Raw genomic sequence first — 18,164 nt, 5'->3', positions numbered from 1 at the left:
CTGCCACGGTGGCTGTCGATCCGTAGCCGGGGCGCAACAGATCCGATTCGGTTCCATGCGCTCACCATTGTCCGAACAAGCTCCAGAAGGTCTCGTTCACCGTTTCGCGAAGCGCGCTGCTTCCGTGCGGTTCTGGGCTCCGAGTTTGGTCAATACATTCGACACGTGCACGCTGACGGTCTTGACGCTGATCACGAGGCGCTCGGCGATCTGCTTGTTAGTGCATCCCTCCCCGAGGAGTTCCAGAACGTCCCACTCGCGACGAGTCAACAGGTCCGCGCCCAGGGGTCGACGCGCATCGCCGAGTCTCACGGTGGCCCCGAGCCGATCGTAGATTGCGATGGCCTCATCGGCCGTGTGCGCGGCCGCCGACCGGTCCCCCGCCACCTCGAGGGCTTCGGAGAGCGACTGCAGAGCTCGGGCACGCTCGAACGGCTGAATTGCGAACGCGTCCACGGCCGCACGCCACGCCGCCACCACAGAGGCAGCATCCCCGTATCCGCAGTTGAGACGCAGGTGGCCCAACTCGGCCTCGCCCCGCCGTATCCATGCGGTCGACTCCCAACCGTAGGACGGGCTGGAACTCGCTGTGCGCTCGATGTCGGAGTGCAGGCGTGATCCGATGTCCAGTGCCGCCTGAGCACCGATGACGGTCGACCCGCGACGCGCCGCTTCCATCGCCAGTACCGACAATCTGATGCGTCCCCCGAACCACGGGTTGTGCCATTGCGCGCCCACGGTCGCCACAGCGGCTTCGAGGCAGGTGATCACGTCGCCGAACCGCCCGTCGCACAACGCTGTATAGGCAACAGCTGTGCTCGTCAGAATCGTGATCATGCCGTCCTGAGACTCGAAGGGTCGAACGCGTTCGATGTCGGCCGCGAGTTCCTCGTCCCCGATTGCGGCGCGAACCTGAAACCCTGCACACAGCTGCTCGGCCGAACCCAAAGGTGGTGCGGCCGATTCGATCCGAGCCAAGTCGGCAAGGGCCAGAGTCCAATCACCCGAGTAGTACCGCACGTTCGCCAACTGGACACGCGCTCCGACGCCGTAGGGCGTCCATTGGCGGCCGGCGGATCGGGCGATCTCGACTGCCTCCTCGAACGACTCCTGAGCCGATACGAAGTCACCGTCGTCGAATTCGACCATTCCGAGATTGAACTTGCTGCGCAACAGATTCCCGATGTCACCGCATCCTCGTGCGAGTGCGGCGGTACGAATGAGGAGCGTGCGCGACGCCGCGGGGTCATTGTGGCGTCTGTGTAAGCGTGCCAGGGTGATTCGTGCATCTGCCGACAGCCCCGGGTCGCCGAGCGATTCTGCGATACGTACAGACTCCTCGGCCCAGGCGAGCGACTGATCCTCCCGGCCCAGGGCCTCGGTTATCCGCGCACCGAGACCGGTCAAGTGCACTCTCCATGAGGCGAATTCCTCAGCGGCCGAAATGATCAAAGCGTGCTCGACGGCCGCCAGGGCCGAATCCTCTCGCTCGATCGCCAGGGCCGATGTCGCCTCGGCTTGCAGCAAGTCGAGGCGCTCGGGGATCGTCAACGCATCCCCACCCCGTTCCAATTCGGCACGGACGACGGAGAGCGCCCGCGGGTCTTGCCCTGCTGCCGTCGACGCCGACGCGTATTCCAACACCAGTGCCGTTTCCGTCGGCTCCCATTGCGCCTGTCGCAGTTCCAGTGCGGCGGCGAGGTGGGCCATGGCCTCAGCAGGAGCAGCCAGCGTCATCGCCTCGCGGCCCGCATCGACGTGGGCTCTGAACGCCTTCGGCAGATCGTGGGCCAATTCTGCGTGTCGAGCCAGGTCTGCGGCGGCACCACGATGCCGGTGTTCGGTGAGCGTGTCGACGAAAGAAGCGTGCAACCTCGCACGACGACCGGGCAGGACGTCGTCGTAGATGGCATCGGCCAGGAGCGCGTGCCGAAAGACGTAGTAGAACTCGGTGGTCTCCACGAGCCGGGCGTCGACGATCTCGCGGATCACGTTTTCGAGCCGGTCGTCGTCCAGACCGGTCACCTCTGCCAGAACCTCGTGCGCGACGCGGGGGCCACCCACCGCCATCGTTTCGGCTACCGACTTCGCCTCGGGCGACAAGGCGTCGAGCCGGACCAGCAGTAGCTCGGCAAGGCCCGGCGGAATCGACGATCCGGAACGCTGGCCGGCAGACACGAGTTCTTCGATGAAAAATGGGTTGCCTCCCGAGCGCTCCACGATGACGTCCCGGGATGCCACATCCGTCGCTGCAGGAAGCGAATCGAGAAGGCGATACGACGATTCGACGTCGAGAGGCGTCAAGTCGACTCGACGGACGTAGCTCAGACGTGTCCACTCGGAGAGCGACTGCCGGAGTGGGTGTTTGCGATGCAGATCGTCGCTACGATACGAGATCATCAAGGACACATGCGTTTTCGCGAGTCTCGACAGCAGAAATGTCATGAGCTCACGGGTGGAGGTGTCCGCCCAGTGCGCATCCTCGACGATGAGGAGCGCCGGGCGGTCGGCCCCAGCTGCAGTCAGTGCGACGAGGGCAGCATCGAACAGTTCGGTCCGTGTGGTGTGCGGGAGCGGACCGAACAATTCGGTGAACGCGAGATACGGAATACCTACCTCACCGAGGTCCAAGCACCGCCCGACCAGTACCCGAGTTCCGCGCGCTTCCGCATTGCGTCGCAGTTCTGCCAGCAGCCGCGTTTTGCCGACACCGGCGTCACCGGACACGACGGCCGCGGCAGGTACGCCTCGGGCAGCGTCGGCGACGACCTGTTCGAGCGCCGCGAGTTCGGCGTCCCGTCCGATCAGAGTGCGAGCCACGCCAACAAACTACGCCGCGCTCGTGGTCGGCGGTCGTTCTGTGCGCGCCTGCGCACTCGGCGGTCGTACGCTCGCAGCGAATCGGCGACACGGCGTTCATGATCGGCCAGAACATCGTAGGTGGGGTGCATGGAACCCACTCTGGCTCCGCCGCGCCGTCCACACATCGGACGAGTTCCCTATCTTCGGTCGAACCGTGGTCCGAGACAGCCCTAGGGAACAGCCGACGCGATCACCTTCACAAGGGGCCGGTCAGGTAATCGACACCAGTTGAGTGATGTCGTCGAAGGGCAAGGGCCCGTCGACGACGGCTCCGACGACGGCGCTGTTGAGGATGATCGATCCGCCGTGGTTGTCCAGGAAAGCGGTATCGGCTGCGTCCCGTCCGGTGGCGATGCGGACCAAGGTCGATCGCGGCGCGAGACAGGTCGCGTCCACCACACGCCATTGGCCTTCGACGAAGGCTTCGGCGACCGCGTGGAAGTCCATCGGATCGCAGCCCGGTGCGTAGACCGCTACCAGCCGAGCGGGGACGTTGACCGCACGCAACAAGGCCACCACGAGGTGGGTGTAATCGCGGCACACTCCGGCACCGGCGAGGAGAGTGTCCACAGCGCCGTCGATGGGGTCGCTGCTGCCCGGGACGTAGCTGAGCCGCGCCCCGACCCAGGACGAGACCTCGGCGAGCAACTTCTCCGACGGCGGGTAGGAACCGAATTCGGTTGCTGCGAAGCCGAAGAACTTGTCTGCTTCGGAGTAGCGGCTGGGCCGTAGGTACAGCGAGAGATCGTAATCGGAGACCGGGGCCGGCTCGGTGTTGCCATAGATGGTTGCCGAGTACGACGCCTCGAGCTTGCCGACTCCGGCGTACAGCTTGTGGATCCGGGTGCCGTGCGCGCCGCTGATCTCCTGCGCTTCGACCGGCTGACCGTCGAGTGTGAACGACAGAGCTTCCCACACTTCGGTTCCTGGATGCGGTGCGATCGCGATCTGGAACTCGAGGGTGCTGGCCTCGGTCACGTCGACATCGAGGTACGCGGAGACGTCACGTTTCATCGTGCCGATCCTGCCATCTCCGAGCCGTTCGCGCAGATCATGAATCGTCGGTGAGACGTTCGCCCGTCACCAGGAATATGACTCTCTTGGCGACCTCGACCGTGTGATCGGAATAGCGCTCGTAGAACCGGCCGAGCAACGTGATGTCCACTGCGGCAGGCACGCCGTGCGGCCAATCGGGTGCGGAGGTCAACATGAACAGGCTGCGATGCAGTGCGTCCATTTCCTCGTCCTGAATGCGCAGACTCGCGGCGAGTTCGGCGTCTCTGGTTTCCAGCACGCGTTGCGTCACCTCGGCCTGCGCGACGGCAACTCGACCCATCTGCTCGAACACGCCCTCGACCTCGGGCGGCAGTACGTGCGCGGGATGGCGGCGACGAGCCAGTTCGGCGATATGCACGGCAAGGCCGCCCATTCGCTGTAGATCGGCGACGATGTTGATGCCGGAGACGACTCGGCGTAGATCGTGAGCAACGGGTGCCTGCAAGGCAAGAAAGCCGAACGCTCCGTGCTCCCATTCGACCGCGAGAGTGTCGATCTCCTCGCGGTATTCGATGGTCTGTTCGGCGAGGACGATGTCTGCCGTCAGCAATGCCCGGGTGGCGTCTTCCATTGCCTTCTCGGCGATTCTCGACATTTCGGACAGGTCCGACGCCAAAGTGTCGAGCGCCTCCGTGTAGCTGTCCCTCATGTACTACTCACCCCTACCGAATCAGCCCTCGACGCGGGGCCTGTAGGCCTGTACCCCCAAACGCATCCTTCTACACCGGGTTGGTGCCGTGGGAGCCTTTGTCGCATGAACATTGTGAAGTCGGTCATGTTGTTCGCGGTGGCCGCCCTGTTCGAGATCGGCGGGGCATGGCTGGTGTGGCAGGGAATTCGCGAGCATCGGGGATGGCTGTGGGCCGGAGCCGGGGTGATCGCCCTCGGTGCCTACGGCTTTGTCGCCACGCTGCAACCCGACGCCAACTTCGGCCGCATCCTCGCCGCGTACGGCGGCGTGTTCGTGGCTGGGTCGCTGCTCTGGGCCATGGTGGTCGACGGCTTTCGGCCCGACCGCTGGGACATCACCGGCGCGTCGATCGCCTTGATCGGCGTCGCGGTGATCATGTACGGCCCGCGCTGACTCGCGCGGGCCGTACTTCAGCAGATCAGCAGTTCGACGGCGCAGGCACTCCGTAGAACCGATCCTTGATCCAATTCTGCGCCTCGCCGAGACCCAAGATATCTGGAATGAGGTGTCCTGCACCGGATCCCGGCACAATCGCCGGAACCTGCGCGGAGCTCAGCTGCACGGTGGCACCCTTGCCGCACCAGTCACCGGCCAGACCGACTGCCTGTCCGTGGGGCACGATGTCGTCGGACGTACCGGACTGGATCAGCACCGGTGCATTCGGAGTACGCTCACCGATCTTGTTCTTGGCCAGGATCTCCTGAGCGACGGGCAACCTGTCCAGCACCACCGACAGCGGCTCGCCGGTCTTGGTGTACTCGTTGGTGCGGTGCAGCCCGACGTTCAGAATCGTTTCTCCCACACACTGATTGGCCACCAAATTCAGCATGGCCTTGCCTGCGTCGTTGATGTTCTCGTCGACGATCGGCCGCAGACCGGGGTCGGAATTGAGGAGACCGTTGAGGGTGTAGCCGATGACGCCGGTGAGGATGGTGCCGTCCACCTGCTCGAGAGTTGCCTTCAGATCTGCCGGCGGTGCGCCTGCGTAGGTGCCGACGAGGTTCATCTCCGGTGCGTACTCACCGGCGAGTTCTGCTGCAGCAGCGGCAGCGCCACCACCCTGCGAGTAGCCGTACGCGGCCACCGGACCGTCTCCGGAAATCTTGGTGCCCTGCAATTTCTGGGCCGCGCGGGCCGCGTCCAGCACGGCGTGCGCCTCCGAGGCGCGGTTGACGTACGTGTGCGCACCGGGCGTGCCGAGGCCCTCGTAGTCGGTGATGACGACGCCATAGCCCTGGGACAGCAGCGAATACGCAGCGAGGACCTCGTACTCGACCATGAAGCCGAGCGGCGGGGTGTAGGTGATGACGTTGTTGAGCATCTTCGACGGCGCGCACTGATCGCCCTGACCCTGAGTTCCCGGGGCGAGCACCACCAGCGGACGCGGACCCGGGCCGGTCCATTCCGCGGCAGGATCGATGTAGGTGCCGGTGACGGCATTGGCCGCGTCGTTGGAGTCGGTGCTGCGGTACATGATTCGAGTCGCGGCACCGGGCAGCGGGCCGCTAATCCCGGGGACCGACAGAGCGAGATGCGAAGGCTCCGAACGGATGACGTCACCCGGCGAACCGGCAGGAAGCGGACTGGGCGGAACGTAGAAATCGGATTCGACGGTCGAACCCGTCGAGGGTGCCGCCGATACTGCCGGAGCGAGCGCTGTCACCCCGATGAACACAGCTGCTACCGCCACAGCCGAACCGAACACACGCTTGGAACGCACGTACAACCCCCAACGTCGACCACTTGTCACCAAGTGAGCACTACCCCGCGTAGCACTTATCGTGACGCACCTTACGTGATGCGTCACACAACGCATAGGGCTAGTTTGGATTCCTCACGATCAGCGTCGACGCCGGTGCATCGCGGCTTTGGCCGCGTCGACTTCTTCGCTGGTGAACGGGCGCCCCGGCAGCGTCGATCGCGGGACACCGTCACCCCGCAGACCGTCGAGCAACACGGTGAAGTAGCGACGCCAGTTGGCGGCGTCGACAGCGCTGGAGAATTCGACGCTCGCGCCGATCATGCCGAGCAATGGATAGAAGTCGTTGACCGCGACGTCCGGTCGCAGCTGCCCGGATGCCAGCGCGCGATCGACGATCTTCTCGAAGAACGGATCGATGCGCGAGCGAACCTGTGCGATACCGCGGCAGCCCTCGTCCGAGCCCAGGACGACGTCGCCGAGACCACGATCCGCCGACATTCCCTCACAGACCTGGGCCAGGAACTGCACCAGCCCTTCCCATGGATCCTTCGCCTCGAGCGCCCGCTTTGCGGTTGCGAGCATGTCCTCGAGTCGCTGCTCGAATACACCGTCGATCAGTTCTTCCTTGCACGAGAAGCGTCGATAGACGGTTCCGACGCCCACCTTGGCATGCGCCGCGACGTCGTCGAGCGTGATGTCGATGCCATGTGAGGCGAACAGCTCACGGGCCGCATCCACGATGCGACGTCGATTGCGTTCGGCATCTGCCCTTAGGGGCTTCGATGCCGCTGTGTCCGCTCTCACACTCATTCGATGTCCGTTTCACCCGATAAGCGGAGGACATTCCTCCACTTAGCTGCTACCTTTGCTCTACAACCGGAGGGTACACCTCCGCATAGTCGAACCGAGGACACTATGACCACCATTTCATCGGAGAACGTGGGCGACGCCACGTCGACCACTTCGCCGGTCGACGAGCGCGCGCATCGGAATCGTTGGCTGATTCTCGCGACGCTCGGACTGGCCCAGCTCATGGTCGTGCTCGACGCGACCATCGTGAACATCGCACTCCCCGCCGCCCAGCTCGACCTGGGCTTCGACAACGCCGACCGCTCCTGGGTCGTCACCGCGTATGCACTCGCGTTCGGCAGCCTGCTGCTGCTCGGCGGCCGCCTCAGCGACCTGTTCGGACGACGCAACACCTTCCTCATCGGACTCGTCGGCTTCGCGCTGATGTCGGCGGTGGGCGGCGCGGCCGTCAACTTCGGCATGCTCGTCGCCGCCCGCGCCGGTCAGGGCGTCTTCGGCGCTCTCCTCGCGCCCGCGGCTCTGTCTCTGTTGGCCACCACCTTCACCGATACCAAGGAACGCGCCAAGGCATTCGGCATCTTCGGTGCCATCGCCGGCGGCGGCGGCGCACTCGGCCTGCTGCTCGGCGGCATGCTCACCGAATGGGCCAACTGGCGCTGGAGCCTGTACGTCAACCTGATCTTCGCCGCGCTCGCATTCGTCGGCGGCTTCCTGTTCCTGGCCAAGCACAAGGTCGACGTCCGACCTAAGCTCGACATCCCCGGCACGATCGCCGTCTCGGCCGCGCTGTTCTCGATCGTCTACGGCTTCGCCCACGCCGAGTCCGACGGCTGGGGCAACTCGGTCACCCTCGGATTCCTCGCCGCAGGTGTCGTCCTGCTCGCGGTGTTCGTGACCATCCAGATGCGCGTCGAGCACCCGTTGCTGCCGTTGCGGATCGTGCTGAACCGTACTCGTGCGGGATCGTTCCTCGCTGTATTCGTCACCGGCGCAGGCATGTTCGCGGTGTTCCTGTTCCTGACGTACTACCTACAGAACACCCTGAAGTACACACCCATCACCACCGGGTTCGCATTCATGCCGATGATCGCGTCGCTGATTCTCACGGCGACACTGTCCACGGCACTGATCCTCCCACGCTTCGGACCCCGCATCCTGATGACGACCGGCCTGATCGTGGCTTCCGTCGGAATGGGACTGCTGACGCAGATCGACATCGACAGCAGCTACGTCACACACATCCTGCCCGGCCTGGTCATCATGGGCCTCGGACTCGGAGCCACCATGGCACCGGCCATGCAGGGCGCGATCTCGGGCGTCGACCCGGACGACTCCGGCGTCGCGTCGGCCACGGTGAACACGATGCAGCAGGTGGGCGGCTCGATCGGCACGGCGCTGCTCAGCACCGTCGCCGCCAACGCGGCCACCAGTTACGTCAGCACCAACATGGCAACGGCAACCGATGCGGCTCTGCTGCAGGCCAATGCCGAGATCGCCAGCTACACCACCACGTTCTGGTGGGCGTCGGGAATCTTCCTGCTCGGTGCAGTGCTGTCGGCCACGCTCCTGAAGAAGGGACCGTTGCCCTCGGCTCCCGAAGGTGCGGTTGTCGTCGGGCACTGAGTGCGCTAGCGCAGTGGTGTGGTTATGTGCCCCCTGAGGCACATAACCACACCACTAGCTTTCGAGCAGTTTCTCCGTCGCGGCCAGCAACACGCAGGTCGCGACGCCGTCCATCGACTTCTCCAGCTCACCGAGCGAAGGGAAGCTCGGGGCGAGGCGAATGTTCTTGTCTTCCGGATCTTTTCCGTACGGGAAGGCCGAGCCGGCGGCTGTCAACGCAATTCCGGCGTCCTTGGCCAGCGCGATCGACCGCGCGGCCGTTCCGTCGAGCACGTCGAGGCTGATGAAGTAACCGCCCTTGGGTTCGGTCCACGAGGCGATCTTCGACGCACCGAGCCGATCTTCGAGGATCTGCTGCACCAGAGCGAACTTGGGCTTCAGGATCTCGCGATGCTTGGCCATGTGAGCCCGCACCCCATCGGCGTCGCCGAAGAAACGCAGATGGCGAAGCTGGTTGAGCTTGTCCGGACCGATGCTCTTCTTGCCGAGGTGCTTCTGATACCAGGCGAGGTTCTCCTCGGAACTGCCGAAGAAGCTGACGCCCGCACCGGCGAACGTGACCTTCGACGTCGAGGCGAACACGAACGCACGATTGGGGAAACCTGCCTCGGCTGCCATCCCGATGACGTCGTAGGACGGCGCGAACTCCTCGGTCAGCGGGTGCACCGCGTAGGCGTTGTCCCAGAACAGACGGAAGTCGGGTGCTGCAGCGGGCATGGTGGCCAGCGCGCGAACGACTTCCTCCGAGTAGACGGCACCGGTGGGATTGGCGTAGTTCGGCACCACCCACATGCCCTTGATCTGCGGATCCGACGCCACCAGAGTGGCGATCTCGTGCACGTCCGGGCCGTCGGGCCCCATCGGAACCGGGATCATCTCGATGCCGAAGCTCTCGGTGATCGCGAAGTGCCGGTCGTAGCCGGGTGATGGGCAGAGGAATCTGATGTTCGGCTCGGCCGACCAGGCGCGGGGCGAATCGGGCAGACCGTGCAGCAGAGCCCAGACCACCAGGTCCTGCATGATCTCGAGGCTCGCATTGTTGCCGGCGAGCAAGTTCTTCACCGGGATACCGAGCAGTTCACCGAAGATGGCACGCAATTCCGGCAGACCCGCGAGGCCGCCGTAGTTGCGGCAATCGGTGCCGTTGCCGTCCTTGAAATCCGCGCCGGGAAGCGTCAACAGATCGGCAGCAAGATCGAGCTGCTCGGGTGACGGCTTGCCGCGGGTGAGATCGAGCTTCAGATTCTCGGCCTTGAGCTGCGTGTACTTCGCGCTCTGCCGCTCGTGCTCGGAGGCGAGCTCCTCATGGTTCATCAGACCCAACTGGGTTTGCGCTGGCATGCGGAGCGGCCTCTCGGTGACTGGGTTCCCCGGACAGTGTTGATGTCACTGAAATAAAGGGGACCCCGCGCACCCGGCAGAGCCCATTGACCCTTGCTGCCTTCCGGCCCTGGGGGAGTTCACAGGATGCGCGCCGCGCGGGATCCGTTAGGAAGTGTAGCCGTCCCCGCGGCGTGGTCGCATCACCACCCTTCGCGCCTCCCGATTTGGGAGATGGTGGGGGTAACCGGGTAAGCTCCCCCACGGAGGATTCGCCTAGTGGCCTATGGCGCTCGCCTGGAACGCGGGTTGGGTTAACGCCCTCAGGGGTTCAAATCCCCTATCCTCCGCCAGAGAAGCCCCCGTGACATGTCACGGGGGCTTCTTGCTGTTCGAGGGAGTTGCCATTCGCGCGCGGGCCCGATCGCCCGCCCTGGTTCGTGCCCACCCCGTTCGCGCGCCCACCCCGTTCGCCCGCCCACCCCGTTCGCGCGCCCACCCCGTTCGCGTCAATGGACCCTTGCACCGGTCAGACGTATGCAAGGGTCCATCCACCCAGTTCGTGATTCCGCGTCGATGGCACATTGACGCGCTCAGACGTGTGCAGTGGTCCATTGACGCGGAACGGGCGGCACCGAACCTAACGAGCCGACCAACCACCGTCCATCGTGTACGACGCCCCGGTGACCATGCCCGCGTTCTCGGAGGTCAACCAGCCCACCAGTGAGGCGACTTCGGCCGGTTCGACGAGTCGCTTGATGGCAGCCTCCGTCAGCAGCACCTTTTCGAGTACTTCGTTCTCGGGAATCCCATGTGCCTTGGCCTGGTCTGCGATCTGCTTCTCGACCAATGGCGTACGTACGTATCCCGGGTTGACGCAGTTGCTCGTCACTCCGTGGGCTGCGCCTTCGAGGGCCGTCACTTTCGACAGTCCTTCGAGTGCATGCTTGGCGGTGACGTAGGCGACCTTGAATTCCGAGGCCCGCAGTCCGTGCACCGATGACAGGTTGACCACCCGCCCGAAGCCGCGAGAGTACATGTGCGGCAACGCAGCCCGAACCAAAAGGAACGGAGCCTCGACCATCAGCGTCTGGATTCTGCGGAACGCGCCTGGGTCGAAGTCGACTATCGGTGCGACGGTTTGGATACCCGCGTTGTTGACCAAGATGTCAATGTCCAAGCGAAGATCGTCCAGCGCGGTGGTGTCGAGCAGATCCACCGACCACACCTCACCGCCGATCTCCGACGCCAATTCCTTTGCGGCAACGTCGTTCACATCGGCGACGGTGACGCGTGCACCGCGGCCGGCGAGCTCTCGCGCACACGCAGCCCCGATGCCGGACGCTCCCCCGGTGACGAGGGCGGAGCGTCCGTTCAGGTCGGTCACCGCTGTGCATTCTGATCGAGCAGACCGGCCTTCGCCAACTCGGCCTCGGTGGCCAGGTTCTTGGCGTCGGCGATGTCGATGCTTTCGAGCGCGAGTCCCTTGGTCTCCCGAGCGACGACGACGGCAACCACGGTGATGGCGCAGGCCACGGCCAGGTACACCGCGATCGGTACGGACGAGCCGTAGATGTCGAGCAGCTTGACCGCGATGATCGGGGCCAGCGAACCGGCGACGATCGAGGTGACCTGATAGCCCAGGGACACACCGGAGTACCGCATACGCGTCGGGAACATCTCGGCCATGATGGCGGGCTGCGTGGCGTACATGAAGGCGTGGAACATCAGGCCGATGATGATGGCCAGCAGGATGACGACGTTGTGTCCACTGTTCATCATGGGGAACGCGAAGAAGCCCCACGTGGCCGCGGTGAGCGCACCGGCGAAGTACACCGGACGACGACCGATGCGGTCGGCGAGCCTGCCCACCAACGGAATCGTGCAGAAGTGGATAGCGTGGGCGATCAGCATCCACCACAGGATCGTGCTGGTGTCGGTACCCACCTCGACCTTGAGGTACGTGATGGAGAAGGTGACGACGAGGTAGTACATGACGTTCTCACCGAAGCGCAGGCCCATCGCGGTGAATACGCCACGCGGGTAACGCTTGACGACCTCGAAGACGCCGTACGACGCGGCCTTGATGACCTCGGCCTGCTTGTGTGCCTCGAGGAAGATCGGGGCGTCGGAGACCTTGGTGCGGATGTAGTAGCCGACGAAAACGATGACGGCGGAGAGCCAGAACGCGACGCGCCAGCCCCAGCTGAGGAAGGCTTCGTCGGACAGGGTGGTCGTCAGGACCAGCAGCGCGACGGTGGCGAGCAGGTTACCTGCGGGCACACCGGCCTGCGGCCAGCTGGCCCAGAATCCGCGAGACTTGTTCGGGCTGTGTTCTGCCACAAGGAGAACCGCGCCTCCCCATTCGCCGCCGACGGCGAAGCCCTGAATGAAGCGCAACGTCACCAGCAATGCCGGTGCCCAGTAGCCGATCGCCTCGAACGTCGGCAGGCAGCCCATGAGGAACGTGGCTCCGCCGACGAGGACGAGGCTGAACTGCAGCAACTTCTTTCGGCCGTACTTGTCGCCGTAGTGGCCGAAGACGATGCCGCCCAACGGTCGAGCGACGAAGCCGACGGCGTAGGTGACGAAAGCCGCGAGGATCGCGTCGAGCTCACTGGTTCCGGCAGCGAAGAAGATCTTGCTGAACACCAGCGTTGCGGCGGTGCCGTAGAGAAAGAACTCGTACCACTCGACGATGGTGCCTGCCATCGACGCTCCGACGACCTTCTTCAGGCCTGCGGGGGTGGCATCGGGATCCGGTGGTTCGGGTCGTTCGGTCAGCGGCTGATCGACGCTCATAACTTCTCCTGTGTTGCTCGGCACTGCGTGCTCGTATCTGTGACAGACCACACATGTAGCGGGGTTGCTCTGAGTATTGGTGCAGATGTTTCTGGGCGCAAGAGCCATGAACGCAGGTGGGATCTGCAAAACTGCACACATGACACGCGGTGGCGCGAAGATCCCCAGTGCAGACGACCTGCTGGTGCTGCTCGCCGTCAGTCGAACCGGTCGTTACAGCTCCGCAGCCGACGACCTGGGCATCAACCACACGACCATTTCCCGACGCATCGCCGCACTCGAGGACACGCTCGGCGGCCGAGTCCTCACCCGTGGAGCCGGCGGCTGGGAGCTGACGCAACTGGGCCACGGGGCGCTGGCCGCCGCCGAGGCTGTCGAGGATGCGCTGCGCACCCTCGTCTCGAGCGATGCAGGCGCGCTGGAAGGCGTGGTCCGTATTTCGGCGACCGACGGATTCAGTGCCTACATCGCAGCCCCGGCCGCGGCGCGGGTGCAGCGCGCTCATCCGCGGGTGTCCGTGGAAATCGTCGCGGTCACCAGACGCGCGTCGCAGCAACGATCGGGCCTGGACATCGAGATCGTCGTCGGACAACCGCAGGTGCATCGCGCGGAGGCCATCCGGCTCGGGGACTATCTACTCGGCCTCTACGCCTCCGAGGCGTATCTGAAGGAACACGGAACACCGCAGGTGCCGGCCGACCTCTCCGCACACCCGTTCATCTATTTCATCGACTCGATGCTGCACGTCGACGATCTCGATCTGGCCCCCAACTTCACCCCGACGATGCGCGAATCGGTCACCTCCACCAACGTCTTCGTCCACGTCGAAGCCACTCGAGCATCAGCAGGAATCGGACTGCTGCCGTGCTTCATGGCAGACCGTCACTCCGACCTTCACCGAATCCTGCCCGACGCCATCGCCGTGAAACTGACCTACTGGCTCGTCACCCGCACCGAAACCCTGCGACGACCGGAGGTGTCGGCAGTGGTCGACGCGATCCGCGCGGTCGTCACCGAGCAGCGCTCGGCTCTGCTGGGAGAGAGCTGACTAAAAGGCCGCGTCATATTTGTGTCATGACTGAATTCCCAGGCGTAAAGGATCCGTAAGGATCGTCTTCGGGCCAATTTCGACGGCGTAAACATATCGATGACCGGAAGCTCTAGAGCCTCCGACCAGCGCTGATGATGCGTTGGACCACACTATGTCGAAGAGGCTTGAACGTTCATGGCTGATTTGGGTTATCTCCTCGTCACGGCCGCGGGGTTCGGTGTGTGTGCACTGATCCTGCGGGCGTTGGCGACCACTGCCACTACGAAGGCGAAGGCGAAATGACGCTCGACGGAACCATCAACGTCGTACTCGTGGTGATCGCCGCCGCGGTGGTCATCTATTTGTTCGTGGCACTGCTCGACCCGGAGAGGTTCTGAGACCATGACCGCAGCTCTGGCAGCATCGCTCCAGATCCTCGTGGTCGTCGTCGTTCTGGCGATCGCGTACGTACCTCTCGGTGACTACATGGCGAAAGTCTTTGCCACCGAACATGATGTCGACTCGAGAACAGAGAGCCTCGGTGCCGCAGGGAGTACAGCCACCCTGCAGCGCACCCGCGGCGGCACCACCGTGTGGGCAGATCTTCGTATCGAAAAGCTCATCTACCGCCTCTGCCGAATCGACCCGCGCTCCCAGCAGACCTGGGTCGGATACGCGCTCTCGCTACTCGGTTTCTCCGCTGCGAGTGTCCTCTTTCTCTATGCGCTGCAACGAGTTCAGGGTGTTCTCCCGCTGAACGGAGGACTGTCGGGAGTGAGCCCGTCGGTCGCGTTCAACACCGCGATCTCCTTCGTCTCCAACACCAACTGGCAGTCGTACACACCCGAGACCACGATGTCGAACCTGACGCAGCCCTTGGGCTTGGCGGTGCAGAACTTCGTTTCTGCCGCAGTCGGCCTCGCTGTCGCCATCGCCGTCGTGCGAGGTTTCGTGCGCGTACGGGCCGGCGGTGAGATCGGCAACTTCTGGGTCGACCTGGTCCGCGGAATCCTCCGTATCCTGCTACCGCTGTCTTTCGTCATCGCACTGATTCTGCTGACGCAAGGCGTAATTCAGTCCTTCAGCACAGGTTTCGCCTCGACGGGACTCGACGGGTCGTCGGTCTCGAACGCTTTGGCTCCTGTCGCATCGCAGGAGGCGATCAAGGAACTGGGCACCAACGGTGGCGGGATCCTCGGCGCGAACTCCGCGCACCCGTTCGAGAACCCGACCCCATTGACCAACGTCGTGCAGATCATCTCGATCCTGCTCATCCCGGTGGCACTGACCCGTACGTTCGGGACGATGGTGGGCGATCGTCGTCAGGGCCTGACCCTGCTCGCGGTCATGGCGGCACTGTTCGCAGCACTCCTCACGGTCACTGCAGTCGCAGAATCCGGTGCTCGCGGCGTCGCCGCGCAGGCAGCAGGTTCGATGATGGAGGGCAAGGAAGTTCGGTTCGGCATTCCCGGATCGACCCTCTTCGCTGTTGCGACAACGGGAACTTCCACCGGCGCAGTCAATTCCGCGCACGACAGCATGTCTCCCCTCGGCGGAGGAGCCGTCCTGCTGAACATGCTCTTCGGCGAAATCGCTCCTGGCGGTGTCGGAACCGGTCTGTACGGACTGCTGGTGCTCGCGATCATCGCGGTGTTCGTGGGTGGACTCCTCGTCGGCCGCACGCCCGAGTACCTCGGCAAGAAGATCGGGCAGCGCCAGATCACCCTCGCCGCGCTGTCGGTACTGGTGATGCCCGCATTGGTTCTGATCGGCACCTCGATCACCGTGATCCTGTCCTCCACCACCGGCTTCCAGGGCAATTCGGGTGACCCGGGTACGCCAGGGTCGATACACGGATTCACCGAGGTCCTCTACGCCTACGCCTCCGCCTCGAACAACAACGGCAGCGCGTTCGGCGGGTTGACCGTCACCAGCGACTGGTTCCAGACGTCCCTGGGTATTGCGATGCTGCTCGGACGCTTCCTTCCGATCATCTTCGTATTGGCACTGGCCGGTTCGCTCGCCACATCCAAACGCACCGCTCCGAATCCCGGCACCCTTCCCACGACCGGACCATTGTTCACCGGACTGGTACTCGGAACCGCCGTTCTTGTTGCGGCACTGACATTCTTCCCGGCCCTGGCTTTGGGCCCGATCGCAGAGGCACTGCAATGACCGTCACCTCATCCAGGCTCGTCGACGACGAATCCGACGTCGACGACTCCCCTACCCCGGTCCGATCCGGGTACTTCAGCCCCCGGCAGATGTGGACGTCACTGCCGTCCGCGTTCGCCAAACTCGACCCTCGGCATCTTGCCCGCAACCCGGTCATGTTCGTCGTACTCATCGGCTCCGTCGTCACCACTGTCCTCGCAATCCTCGACCCGTCTGTGTTCTCGTGGCTCGTAGCGGCCTGGCTGTGGTTCACGTTGCTGTTCGCCAACCTTGCCGAGTCCGTGGCCGAAGGCCGTGGCAAGGCCCAGGCCGCGAGCCTGCGTGCGGTCAAGCGAGATACGGTCGCGCGCCGTCGGACATCGAACGGGACCATCGAAGAGGTTCCCGGCACCGAGTTGAAGGTCGGTGACGAGGTCGTCGTCTCCGCCGGCGAGATCATTCCGGGAGACGGCGATGTCATCGAAGGCATTGCGAGCGTGGACGAGTCGGCGATCACCGGCGAGTCTGCGCCGGTCGTCCGCGAATCGGGCGGTGACCGTTCCGCAGTGACCGGCGGCACCGGAGTGCTCTCCGACGAGATCGTAGTCCGTATCACCGCGGCTCAGGGCCAGACTTTCGTCGACCGGATGATTGCCCTCGTCGAGGGTGCATCGCGCCAGAAGACCCCGAATGAGATCGCGCTGAACATCCTGTTGGCTTCGCTGACGATCATCTTCATGCTGGCCGTCGTCGCGATCGGACCGATGGGCGCGTACGGCGGCGAGCAGCAAGACCCGATCAAGCTGATCGCGCTACTGGTGTGCCTGATTCCGACCACCATCGGAGCGTTGTTGTCCGCCATCGGAATTGCCGGTATGGACCGACTGGTTCAGCGCAACGTGCTGGCGATGTCGGGCCGCGCCGTCGAGGCAGCGGGCGACATCGACACGCTCCTGATGGACAAGACCGGCACGATCACCTTCGGCAACCGTCGTGCGACCGGGCTTCATCCCGCGCCGGGCACGACGGCAGGCGAACTCGCCGCAGCAGCACGGTTGTCCTCCCTCGCCGACGGCACACCCGAAGGCCGCAGCATCGTCGATCTGTGCGGAGTCGAATACTCGTTGCCCCTGCACGCCACGGACACCGAGAAGACCGGCGAGTTCGTCGCCTTCACCGCCCAAACCCGCATGAGCGGAATCGATCTCGACGGCACCCAGGTCCGTAAGGGTGCTTCGGATTCGGTGCTGGCGTGGGTCCGCAGCAACGGCGGCCCCTCGATCTCCCTGGAGATCGACGACATCTCGAACAGCATCGCCGAGATGGGCGGCACACCGCTGGTGGTCGCTACTGCGCCCCAGGGCGGTCCCGCGCGCGCACTGGGTGTCATCGAACTCTCCGACGTCGTCAAACCCCACATCGCGGAGCGATTCGCTCAATTGCGGGCCATGGGAATCAGGACTGTCATGGTCACCGGCGACAATCCGCGGACCGCGAAAGCCATTGCGGCCGAAGCAGGTGTCGACGACTTCCTCGCCGAGGCCACACCCGAGGACAAGCTTGCTTTGATTCGCAAGGAGCAGGAAGGCGGCCGCCTGGTCGCGATGACGGGCGACGGCACCAACGACGCCCCCGCTCTGGCGCAGGCCGACGTCGGTGTCGCGATGAACACCGGCACGTCAGCAGCAAAAGAGGCCGGCAACATGGTCGATCTCGATTCCGATCCGACCAAGTTGATCGAGGTCGTCGAAATCGGTAAGCAGCTCTTGATCACCCGCGGAGCGTTGACGACGTTCTCCCTCGCCAACGACCTCGCGAAGTACTTCGCGATTCTGCCGGCGATGTTCAGCGTCGTCTACCCACAACTCGACGGCCTCAACATCATGCGGCTCGCCACTCCCGAATCGGCGATTCTGTCTGCGGTCATCTTCAACGCTCTGGTGATCATCGGGCTGATTCCGCTGGCGCTCAGAGGTGTTCGCTACGTCCCGTCGAGCGCTTCGACACTGCTGCGCCGCAATCTGCTGCTCTACGGAGTGGGCGGCGTCATCACCCCGTTCATCGGAATCTGGCTCATCGACCTCGTCGTTCGTTTCATCCCAGGGATAGGCTGA

General features: G+C 64.1%; 14 protein-coding genes, 1 tRNA gene and 1 other RNA gene. 7 read left to right on the top strand and 9 right to left on the bottom strand.

Features of this window, described 5'->3' with window-relative positions:
- Positions 1–96: 96 nt before the first annotated feature.
- From BH93_RS03775 to phoU, 3 genes are all read right to left on the bottom strand, one after another.
- Complete coding sequence (locus BH93_RS03775) at positions 97–2,820, bottom strand: helix-turn-helix transcriptional regulator (RefSeq protein ID WP_037175879.1); 2,724 nt, start codon at positions 2,818–2,820, stop codon at positions 97–99.
- Positions 2,821–3,072: 252 nt separating this feature from the next.
- On the bottom strand, positions 3,073–3,876 hold the full coding sequence (locus tag BH93_RS03770) for a transglutaminase-like domain-containing protein (protein WP_052058346.1): 804 nt from the start codon (positions 3,874–3,876) through the stop codon (positions 3,073–3,075).
- 37 nt (positions 3,877–3,913) lie between these two features.
- Positions 3,914–4,567, bottom strand: coding sequence for a phosphate signaling complex protein PhoU (phoU, locus tag BH93_RS03765; protein ID WP_037175876.1), 654 nt, complete (start codon positions 4,565–4,567; stop codon positions 3,914–3,916).
- A gap of 105 nt (positions 4,568–4,672) precedes the next feature.
- Between phoU and BH93_RS03760 the strand changes: the two genes are divergently transcribed.
- Positions 4,673–5,002: a YnfA family protein gene (locus BH93_RS03760; protein WP_032379969.1), complete on the top strand. Its 330-nt coding sequence runs from the start codon at positions 4,673–4,675 to the stop codon at positions 5,000–5,002.
- Between the two features lie 25 nt (positions 5,003–5,027).
- On the opposite strand, the gene BH93_RS03755 is transcribed toward BH93_RS03760, so the two are convergent.
- A complete protein-coding gene (locus tag BH93_RS03755) occupies positions 5,028–6,329 on the bottom strand; it encodes a lipase family protein (RefSeq protein WP_037175875.1) in 1,302 nt (433 codons plus the stop codon).
- Between the two features lie 120 nt (positions 6,330–6,449).
- A complete protein-coding gene (locus BH93_RS03750; RefSeq protein WP_037175873.1) occupies positions 6,450–7,121 on the bottom strand; it encodes a TetR/AcrR family transcriptional regulator in 672 nt (223 codons plus the stop codon).
- Between the two features lie 105 nt (positions 7,122–7,226).
- Here BH93_RS03750 and BH93_RS03745 point away from each other — a divergent pair, with 105 nt between their 5' ends.
- Positions 7,227–8,744 (top strand): DHA2 family efflux MFS transporter permease subunit, encoded by a 1,518-nt coding sequence (locus BH93_RS03745; RefSeq protein WP_037175872.1) that lies wholly within the window; start codon positions 7,227–7,229, stop codon positions 8,742–8,744.
- Between the two features lie 54 nt (positions 8,745–8,798).
- Here BH93_RS03745 and BH93_RS03740 read toward each other — a convergent pair whose 3' ends face one another.
- Positions 8,799–10,085 carry an aminotransferase class I/II-fold pyridoxal phosphate-dependent enzyme gene (locus BH93_RS03740; protein WP_037175870.1) on the bottom strand — a complete coding sequence of 429 codons (1,287 nt, stop codon included), beginning with the start codon at positions 10,083–10,085 and terminating at the stop codon, positions 8,799–8,801.
- A 54-nt stretch (positions 10,086–10,139) separates the two neighbouring features.
- An RNA gene (gene ffs, locus BH93_RS03735) (signal recognition particle sRNA small type) lies at positions 10,140–10,234 on the bottom strand.
- Between the two features lie 95 nt (positions 10,235–10,329).
- Between ffs and BH93_RS03730 the strand changes: the two genes are divergently transcribed.
- Positions 10,330–10,417 (top strand) — tRNA-Ser (locus BH93_RS03730).
- Between the two features lie 287 nt (positions 10,418–10,704).
- On the opposite strand, the gene BH93_RS03725 is transcribed toward BH93_RS03730, so the two are convergent.
- On the bottom strand, positions 10,705–11,451 hold the full coding sequence (locus BH93_RS03725) for a 3-hydroxybutyrate dehydrogenase (protein ID WP_037175868.1): 747 nt from the start codon (positions 11,449–11,451) through the stop codon (positions 10,705–10,707).
- Positions 11,448–12,866 carry an MFS transporter gene (locus BH93_RS03720; RefSeq protein ID WP_032404528.1) on the bottom strand — a complete coding sequence of 473 codons (1,419 nt, stop codon included), beginning with the start codon at positions 12,864–12,866 and terminating at the stop codon, positions 11,448–11,450. Before BH93_RS03720 ends, BH93_RS03725 begins: the two co-directional genes overlap by 4 nt.
- Positions 12,867–13,005: 139 nt before the next feature.
- On the opposite strand from BH93_RS03720, the gene BH93_RS03715 reads away from it, so the two are divergent.
- From BH93_RS03715 to kdpB, 4 genes are all read left to right on the top strand, one after another.
- A complete protein-coding gene (locus tag BH93_RS03715; RefSeq protein ID WP_094618253.1) occupies positions 13,006–13,914 on the top strand; it encodes a LysR family transcriptional regulator in 909 nt (302 codons plus the stop codon).
- 281 nt (positions 13,915–14,195) lie between these two features.
- Positions 14,196–14,294: a K(+)-transporting ATPase subunit F gene (gene kdpF, locus BH93_RS03710; RefSeq protein ID WP_080734555.1), complete on the top strand. Its 99-nt coding sequence runs from the start codon at positions 14,196–14,198 to the stop codon at positions 14,292–14,294.
- A 4-nt stretch (positions 14,295–14,298) separates the two neighbouring features.
- Positions 14,299–16,071, top strand: a complete 1,773-nt coding sequence (gene kdpA / locus BH93_RS03705) for a potassium-transporting ATPase subunit KdpA (RefSeq protein WP_037175865.1) — start codon at positions 14,299–14,301, stop codon at positions 16,069–16,071.
- Positions 16,068–18,164: a potassium-transporting ATPase subunit KdpB gene (kdpB, locus tag BH93_RS03700; protein WP_037175863.1), complete on the top strand. Its 2,097-nt coding sequence runs from the start codon at positions 16,068–16,070 to the stop codon at positions 18,162–18,164. The genes kdpA and kdpB overlap by 4 nt, the downstream gene beginning before the upstream one ends.

Source organism: Rhodococcoides fascians A25f (assembly GCF_000760935.2).
Classification (GTDB): Bacteria; Actinomycetota; Actinomycetes; order Mycobacteriales; family Mycobacteriaceae; genus Rhodococcoides.
The sequence above is the reverse complement of the archived record's forward strand: the minus strand, read 5'-3'. Positions and strand labels throughout refer to the sequence as shown.